The organism is Flavitalea plasmicola, assembly GCF_030546645.1.
Taxonomy (GTDB): Bacteria; Bacteroidota; Bacteroidia; order Chitinophagales; family Chitinophagaceae; genus Puia.
In genome coordinates this window covers 1-10103 of the sequence record NZ_JAUOTO010000019.1, presented here as the reverse complement: position 1 = coordinate 10103, position 10103 = coordinate 1, and the positions used below count along the sequence as shown (strand labels likewise).

Genomic DNA, 10103 nt, shown 5'->3' with positions numbered 1-10103 from the left:
GTGGTAGCGGTGATCGGAGTGGGTTCGGTGATCGTAACCGGAACAGTGATCGAACAGCCATTGGCATCGGTGACGGTAAAGGTATAGCTTCCGGCAGCCAGGTTCGTCTGGGCCGGGGTAATCGTATAAGGAGCAGTGCCGCCAGTTGGAGTAATGACGACAGATCCTGTAGTCCCACCATTACAAGCAACATTGGTTACTGCTGTGGTAGCCGTGATCGGAGTGGGTTCGGTAATAGTAACCGGTACGGTGATAGAACAACCATTGGCATCCGTCACAGTGAAGGTATAGCTGCCGGCGGTTAAACCTGTTTGTGCAGGGGTGATGGTGTATGGTCCTACCCCACCTGCAGGCGTGATCACTACAGACCCAGTGGCCCCGCCATTACAAGCAACATTCGTCACTGCTGTGGTAGCGGTGATCGGAGTGGGTTCGGTGATCGTAACCGGAACAGTGATCGAACAGCCATTGGCATCGGTGACGGTGAAGGTATAGCTTCCGGCAGCCAGGTTCGTCTGGGCCGGGGTAATCGTATAAGGAGCAGTGCCGCCAGTTGGAGTAATGACGACAGATCCTGTAGTCCCACCATTACAAGCAACATTGGTTACTGCTGTGGTAGCCGTGATCGGAGTGGGTTCGGTAATAGTAACCGGTACGGTGATAGAACAACCATTGGCATCCGTCACAGTGAAGGTATAGCTGCCGGCGGTTAAACCTGTTTGTGCAGGAGTGATGGTGTATGGTCCTACCCCACCTGCAGGTGTGATCACTACAGACCCAGTGGCCCCGCCATTACAAGCAACATTCGTCACTGCTGTGGTAGCGGTGATCGGAGTGGGTTCGGTGATCGTAACCGGAACAGTGATCGAACAGCCATTGGCATCGGTGACGGTAAAGGTATAAGAGCCAGCTGTTAAACCCGTTTGTGCGGGGGTAATCGTATAAGGTGCTGTGCCGCCTGTCGGGGTAATGATGACCGATCCTGTAGCCCCACCATTACAAGCCACATTGGTTACTGCTGTGGTGGCCGTGATCGGAGTGGGTTCAGTGATCGTAACCGGCACGGTGATAGAACAGCCGTTGGCATCGGTGACGGTAAAGGTATAGCTACCAGCAGCAAGGTTCACCTGGGCCGGAGTGATCGTATATGGTGCTGTGCCACCTGCAGGTGTGATCACTACAGACCCTGTAGCCCCACCATTACAAGCAACATTGGTTACTGTTGTGGTAGCCGTGATGGGCGTAGGTTCGGTAATAGTAACCGGTACGGTGATCGAACAACCATTGGCATCTGTCACAGTGAAGGTATAGCTGCCAGCAGCCAGGTTCGTCTGGGCCGGAGTGATCGTATAAGGTGCAGTGCCGCCAATCGGGGTGATCACTACAGAACCTGTAGCGCCACCATTACAAGCCACATTGGTTACTGCTGTAGTGGCCGTGATCGGCGTAGGTTCAGTGATCGTAACCAGCACCGTGATGGAACAACCATTGGCATCCGTAACCGTAAAGGTATAGGAGCCGGCGGTTAAACCCGTTTGTGCAGGAGTGATCGTATATGGTGCAGTGCCGCCAGTCGGCGTGATCACCACCGATCCCGTAGCCCCGCCATTGCAGGCAACATTGGTTACTACCGTGGTAGCCGTGATCGGGGTAGGTTCAGTGATCGTAACCGGTACCGTGATGGAACAACCGTTGGCATCAGTGACGGTAAAGGTATAGGAGCCGGCAGCCAAGTTCGTCTGCGCCGGGGTAATCGTATAAGGTGCAGTGCCGCCAGTCGGGGAAATAACCACCGATCCAGTGGCCCCACCATTACAAGCCACATTGGTTACTATGGTGGTGGCTGTAATTGGCGTGGGTTCGGTAATAGTGACCGGCACCGTGATGGAACAGCCATTCGCATCCGTAACAGTGAAGGTATAGCTGCCAGCGGTTAAACCCGTTTGGGCAGGAGTGATGGTGTATGGCCCTACCCCGCCAGCAGGCGTGATAACGACTGATCCCGTAGCCCCACCATTACAAGCCACATTGGTTACTGCTGTGGTGGCAGTGATGGGCGTGGGTTCGATGATCGTAACGGGCACCGTGATAGAACAACCATTGGCATCCGTCACAGTGAAGGTATAGCTGCCAGCAGCCAGGTTCGTCTGGGCCGGAGTGATCGTATATGGTGCTGTGCCACCTGCAGGTGTGATCACTACAGAACCTGTAGCGCCACCATTACAAGCAACATTGGTTACTGCTGTAGTGGCGGTGATCGGAGTGGGTTCGGTGATGGTCACTGGTACCGTAATGGAACAACCGTTCGCATCGGTAACAGTGAAGGTATAGCTGCCGGCGTTTAAACCCGTTTGGGCGGGGGTGATGGTGTATGGTCCTACACCACCTGCAGGCGTGATCACCACCGATCCCGTAGCGCCACCATTACAGGCTACATTGGTTACTACTGTGGTGGCCGTGATGGGCGTAGGTTCCGTGATCGTAACCGGTACCGTGATGGAACAACCGTTGGCATCCGTAACAGTAAACGTATAGGAGCCAGCTATTAAACCAGTTTGAGCGGGGGTGATGATGTATGGTCCTACCCCACCTGCAGGTGTGATCACTACAGAACCTGTAGCGCCACCATTACAAGCAACATTGGTTACTGCTGTAGTGGCGGTGATCGGAGTGGGTTCGGTGATGGTCACTGGTACCGTAATGGAACAACCGTTCGCATCGGTAACAGTGAAGGTATAGCTGCCGGCGGTTAAACCCGTTTGTGCGGGGGTGATGGTGTATGGTCCTACCCCACCAGCAGGTGTGATCACTACAGAACCTGTAGCCCCACCATTACAAGCCACATTAGTGATGACTGTGGTGGCCGTAATGGGCGTGGGTTCAGTGATCGTAACCGGCACGGTGATAGAACAACCATTGGCATCGGTAACAGTAAAGGTGTAGCTGCCTGCGGTTAAACCTGTTTGGGCGGGGGTGATGGTGTATGGCCCTACCCCGCCAGCAGGTGTGATCACTACCGATCCCGTTGCCCCGCCATTACAAGCAACATTGGTTACTGCTGTAGTGGCTGTGATCGGCGTAGGTTCAGTGATCGTAACCGGCACCGTGATCGAGCAACCGTTGGCGTCGGTGACGGTAAAGGTATAAGAGCCAGCTGTTAAACCTGTTTGTGCGGGGGTGATGGTGTATGGTCCTACCCCGCCAGCAGGTGTGATCACGACAGAACCTGTAGCGCCGCCATTACAAGCAACATTGGTCACTGCCGTGGTGGCCGTGATCGGCGTAGGTTCAGTGATGGTCACCGGTACGGTGATCGAGCAGCCATTGGCGTCCGTAACAGTAAACGTATAGGAGCCGGCAGCCAGGTTCGTCTGCGCCGGGGTGATCGTATAAGGTGCAGTGCCGCCAGTCGGCGTAATAACCACCGATCCCGTAGCGCCACCATTACAAGCAACGTTGGTCACTGCTGTGGTAGCGGTGATCGGAGTGGGTTCCGTGATCGTAACCGGTACGGTGATCGAGCAACCATTGGCGTCGGTGACGGTAAACGTATAGGAGCTGGCAGCCAGGTTCGTCTGGGCCGGGGTAATCGTATAAGGTGCAGTGCCGCCGGTCGGGGTGATCAATACAGAACCTGTAGCGCCACCGTTACAAGCAACATTCGTCACTGCTGTGGTGGCCGTGATCGGAGCAGGCTGTGTAATTGTGACCGGTACCGTGATCGAGCAGCCATTGGCATCCGTAACCGTAAAGGTATAGCTACCGGCAGCCAGGTTCGTCTGGGCCGGGGTAATCGTATAAGGAGCAGTGCCGCCGGTTGGCGTGATCACCACTGACCCGGTAGCGCCGCCATTACAAGCAACATTAGTTACCGCCGTGGTAGCCGTGATGGGCGTGGGTTCGGTGATCGTAACCGGTACCGTGATGGAACAGCCGTTGGCATCAGTGACGGTGAAGGTATAGGGGCCGGCAGCCAGGTTCGTCTGTGCAGGGGTAATAGCATAGGGTGCTGTGCCACCTGCCGGGGTGATCACTACTGATCCGGTGGCGCCCCCATTACAAGCCACATTGGTCACTATTGTAGTGGCCGTGATCGGAGCAGGCTCGGAGATGGTCACCGGTACGGTGATAGAGCAGCCATTGGCGTCAGTGACGGTGAAGTTATAGGAGCCGGCCGTTAAGCCAGTTTGTGCCGGGGTGATCGTATATGGAGCTGTGCCGCCTGTCGGGGTAATGACCACCGACCCGGTAGATCCACCATTGCAAGTAACATTGGTAACAGTAGTAGCAGCTGTAATCCCCGCAGTTTGAGCGATCGTTACGGGCACGGAGATCGAGCATCCGTTCGCATCAGTAATAGTAAAAGAATAGGCGCCAGCAATCAGGTTGGTTTGTGCCGGCGTAATTGTATAAGGTGCTGTGCCGCCTGATGGAGTGATCACTACAGATCCCGTAGCCCCGCCGTTACAAGCGACATTGGTCACTGCTGTGGTAGCCGTGATCGCAGCAGGTTCAGTAATGGTTACCGGCACAGTCGCGGAGCAACCATTGGCATCGGTAACGGTGAAGGTATAGCTGCCGGCAGCCAAGTTCGTCTGCGCAGGAGTAATCGTATAAGGTGCTGCACCACCTGCGGGAGTGATAACCACTGATCCAGTAGTCCCACCATTGCACACAACATTTGTAATGGCTGTGGTAGCTGTGATCGCAGCCGGTTGAGTGATGGTGGCCGGCACTGTGATGGAACAACCATTGGCATCGGTGACGGTAAAGGTATAGCTGCCTGCGGTTAAGCCAGTTTGTGCCGGGGTAATCGTATAAGGCGCTGTACCACCTGTTGGGGTGATGATGACTGATCCCGTGGCGCCACCATTACAAGCAACATTCGTCACTGCTGTGGTGGCCGTGATCGCAGCGGGTTCAGTAATAGTGACCGGCACAGTCACGGAACAGCCGTTGGCATCGGTAACGGTGAAAATATAGCTGCCGGCGGTTAACCCAGTTTGTGCAGGAGTAATCGTATAAGGTGCAGTGCCGCCAGTTGGAGTGATCACTACCGATCCCGTAGCCCCGCCTTTACAGGCAACGTTGGTAATGGCAGTTGTAGCGGAAATCGGAGCAGGCTGCGCGATAGTGACCGGTACGCTGATCGAGCAACCATTGGCGTCGGTTACAGTAAATGTATAGCTGCCGGCAGCCAGGTTGGTCTGTGCAGGGGTAATCGCATAAGGTGCTGTACCCCCTGCTGGAGTAATCACTACGGATCCTGTAGCGCCACCATTGCAAGCAACATTAGTAATGGCCGTGGTTGCGGTAACCGGAGCAGGCTGGCTAATGGTGACCGGCACGCTAATAGAGCAGCCGTTGGCATCGGTGACAGTGAAAGTATAGCTGCCGGCGGTTAACCCAGTTTGTGCCGGTGTAATCGTATAAGGTGCTGTACCCCCTGCCGGAGTGATAACTACGGATCCAGTAGCTCCACCATTGCAAGCAGCATTGCTTACTGCTGTCGTAGCCGTGATCGGAGCAGGTTCAGTAATAGTGACCGGCACAGTGACCGAGCAGCCATTGGCATCGGTGACAGTAAACGTGTAGGAGCCGGCAGCCAGGTTGGTCTGTGCCGGAGTAATCGTATAAGGCCCCGTGCCGCCACTTGGTGTAATGATAACAGAGCCCGTGTTGCCACCGTTGCAAAGGACATCAGTCACGGACGTAGTAGCAGTAATCAAGGTAGATTCCAAGATAGTCACTGGCACACTTACGGAGCAACCGCTAGCGTCGGTGACAATAAATGTATAGTTACCAGCTGCCAGATTAGTTTGCGCCGGCGTGATCGTGTAAGGGCCAGTTCCACCAGAGGGAGTAATCACAACCGATCCGGTGTTATCACCATGACAAAGTACGTTGGTTACCGATGTAGTGACGGTAATGGCAGTGGCTTCAAGTATAGTTACCGGTACGGTGATGAAACAACCGGTCGCATCGGTAACGGTAAAGGTATAGTTGCCAGCAGCCAGGTTATTCTGTGCCGGGGTGATAGTATAAGGTCCTGTGCCACCACTTGGCGTGATCACTACAGAGCCAGTCCCTCCACTATTACATGGTATATTGGTAATGGCTGTTGTGACGGTGATCGGCGTGGGTTGAGTAATGGTGACGGGTATGGCAATAGAGCAGCCGTTAGCATCAGTGACAGTAAAGGTATAATTGCCGGCAGGTAGGCCCGTCTGTGCTGGAGTGATAGTATATGGCCCTGTGCCACCGGCTGGGGTAATCACCACTGAACCTGTATTATCCCCATTACAAAGAACATTAGTGATGGTAGTAGTTGCCGTGATCGGTGCAGGCTGGGCAATAGTGACAGGCACAGTGATCGAGCAGCCATTGGCGTCCGTAACAGTAAAGGTATAGCTGCCGGCAGCCAGGTTAGTCTGGGCCGGGGTGATCGTATAAGGCCCTGTGCCACCTGCCGGAGTAATAACGACTGAACCTGTATTGTCCCCGTTGCAAAGAACATTCGTAATTGTAGTAGCGGCTGTGATCGGCGCGGGCTGGGTAATAGTGACCGGTACCGTAATCGAGCAGCCATTGGCGTCGGTGACGGTGAAGGTATGGCTACCGGCGGTTAAACCGGTTTGCGCAGGAGTAATGGTATAAGGTCCTGTGCCGCCAGTTGGGGTAATAACGACTGAACCTGTATTATCCCCGTTACAAAGAACGTTGGTGACAGTAGTAGTTGCTGTGATCGGTGCGGGCTGGGTAATAGTGACTGGCACAGTGATCGAGCAGCCATTTGCGTCAGTGATGGTGAAGGTATAGGTACCGGCGCTTAAACCTGTCTGCGCGGGGGTAATGGCATAAGGACCTGTGCCGCCTGCTGGAGTAACCACTACAGATCCTGTAGCCCCACCATTACAGGCAACATTGGTTACTACTGTGGTAGCCGTGATCGGAGTGGGTTCGGTGATCGTAACCGGTACGGTGATCGAGCAGCCGTTTGCATCAGTGACTGTGAAGGTATAGCTGCCGGCGGTTAAGCCAGTTTGTGCCGGAGTAATTATATAAGGCGCTCTGCCACCCGCCGGGGTGATCACTACTGATCCGGTGGTCCCACCACTACAAGCAACGTTGGTTACTGCTGTAGTGGCCGTGATCGGCGTGGGTTCGGTGATCGTAACCGGAACGGTGATCGAGCAACCATTGGCGTCGGTGACGGTGAATGTATAGCTGCCAGCGGTTAGGCCGGTTTGTGCCGGAGTAATCGTATAAGGAGCGGTGCCACCTGTTGGGGTAATCACTACAGATCCTGTAGCGCCACCATTACAAAGTACGTTGGTGATCGAAGTGGTAGCTGTGATCGCTGCCTTCTGAGTGATCGTAGCAGTAGCAGTTGTCGTACATCCGCCTGCATCGGTGACGGTGACTGTATAAGTACCGGCAGAAAGGCCAGTAGCCGTAGCCCCGGACTGCACAGGTATTGTATTCCAGTTATAAGTATACGGAGCGGTGCCGCCGCCAGCTGTCACAGTAGCAGAACCGGTTGCTCCGCCAAAGCAGTTTACATTGGTTTGAGCAGTTATAGAAGCAGCTAATGCAGCAGCTGGCTCGGTGATCGTAGCGGAAGCCGTCGTCGTACAGCCGCCTGCATCTGTGACGGTCACCGTATAAATGCCAGCGGCCAGGCCAGTAGCTGTAGCAGTTGATTGAACAGGTGTGGTATTCCAGCTGTAAATGTATGGAGCCGTACCGCCAGTGGCAGTTACTGTGGCACTTCCAGTTGCTCCGCCGAAGCAGTTCACATTCGTAGTGGCCGTGATGCCAGCAGCGAGAGCAGCGGCAGGTTCAGTGATCGTAGCCGAAGCGGTAGTCGTACAGCCACCTGCATCGGTGATGGTCACGGTGTAAGTGCCGGCGGCAAGGCCGGTAGCCGTTCCGGTTGTTTGAACAGGTGTGGTATTCCAGCTATAAGTAAAAGGAGCGGTGCCGCCGGTAGCGGTGACGGTAGCTGAACCAGTTATGCCGCCGAAGCAGTTTACATTCGTAGTGGCCGTGATGCCAGCAGAGAGAGCAGCGGCAGGTTCAGTGATCGTAGCCGTAGCGGTAGTCGTACAGCCACCTGCATCGGTGATGGTCACGGTGTAAGTGCCGGCGGCAAGATTCGTAGCGGTAGCCCCAGTTTGTACTGGTATTGTGTTCCAACTGTAGGTGTACGGAACGGTGCCGCCGGTAGCGGTGACAGTAGCTGAACCAGTTGTTCCGCCGAAGCAGTTTATGTTGGTAGTAGCTGTAATGCTGGCAGCCAAGGTAGCAGGTTGGGTGATGGTCACGGGGACAGAGATCGAGCAACCGTTGGCATCCGTGACAGTGAAGGTGTAGGCGCCGGCTGTAAGACCTGTTTGTGCGGGTGTGATGGTGTATGGTCCTACCCCACCAGCAGGTGTGATCACTACAGAACCTGTAGCCCCGCCATTGCAGGCAACATTGGTTACTGCCGTGGTAGCGGTGATCGGCGTAGGTTCGGTGATCGTCACCGGTACCGTGATAGAACAGCCGCTAGCATCCGTGACGGTAAACGTATAGGAGCCGGCAGCCAGGTTCGTCTGGGCCGGGGTAATCGTATAAGGTGCTGTGCCACCGGTCGGGGTAATGATGACTGATCCTGTAGCCCCACCATTACAAGCAACATTGGTTACTGCTGTAGTGGCTGTGATCGGAGTGGGTTCAGTAATAGTGACCGGCACTGTGATGGAACAGCCATTGGCATCCGTAACAATAAAGGTATAGGAGCCAGCGGTTAAACCCGTTTGGGCGGGGGTGATAGTGTATGGTCCTACCCCGCCAGCAGGAGTGATCACTACAGAACCTGTAGCGCCACCATTACAAGCAACATTGGTTACTGCTGTAGTGGCCGTGATCGGGGTGGGTTCGGTAATTGTGACCGGCACCGTGATCGAGCAACCGTTGGCGTCCGTGACCGTAAAGGTATAGCTGCCAGCGCTTAAGCCAGTCTGGGCGGGGGTGATGGTGTATGGTCCTACCCCACCTGCAGGAGTAATAACGACTGATCCCGTAGCCCCGCCATTACAAGCAACATTGGTTACTACGGTGGTAGCCGTGATGGGAGTGGGCTCCGTGATCGTAACCGGTACCGTGATCGAGCAGCCATTGGCATCCGTAACAGTAAAGGTGTAGCTGCCAGCGGTTAAGCCTGTCTGGGCTGGTGTGATGGTGTATGGTCCTACCCCACCAGCAGGTGTGATCACTACAGACCCTGTAGCCCCACCATTACAAGCAACATTGGTTACTGCTGTAGTGGCTGTGATCGGCGTAGGTTCAGTGATCGTCACCGGTACCGTAATGGAACAACCATTGGCGTCGGTGACGGTAAAGGTGTAGCTGCCGGCAGCCAGGTTGGTCTGGGCCGGAGTGATCGTATAAGGTGCAGTGCCGCCGGTCGGGGTGATCACTACCGATCCGGTAGCCCCACCATTACAAGCCACATTGGTTACTGCTGTGGTAGCCGTGATCGGCGTAGGTTCGGTGATCGTAACAGGTACGGTGATGGAACAGCCGTTGGCATCGGTAACAGTGAAGGTGTAGCTGCCGGCTGTGAGACCCGTTTGAGCAGGGGTGATGGTGTATGGTCCTACCCCGCCAGCAGGTGTGATCACTACAGACCCTGTAGCGCCACCATTACAAGCAACATTGGTCACTGCTGTAGTGGCTGTGATCGGCGTAGGTTCGGTGATCGTAACAGGTACGGTGATAGAACAACCGTTCGCATCCGTAACGGTAAAGGCATAAGAGCCAGCTGTTAAACCCGTTTGTGCTGGAGTGATGGTGTATGGTCCTACCCCACCTGCAGGCGTGATCACTACAGACCCGGTGGCCCCACCATTACAAGCAACGTTGGTTACTGCTGTGGTAGCCGTGATCGGCGTGGGTTCAGTGATGGTGACTGGTACCGTGATCGAGCAGCCGTTGGCGTCGGTGACGGTAAAGGTGTAGCTGCCGGCTGTAAGACCTGTTTGTGCGGGGGTGATGGTGTATGGTCCTACCCCACCTGCAGGCGTGATCACTACAGAACCTGTAGCGCCGCCATT

Annotated in this window: 1 protein-coding gene; it reads right to left on the bottom strand. The window is 55.0% G+C overall.

Annotation, left to right across the window (positions count from 1 at the left end):
* Positions 1-10103 (bottom strand): hypothetical protein (locus tag Q4E93_RS34395; protein WP_303592665.1); only part of this gene is annotated, 10103 nt, incomplete at both ends.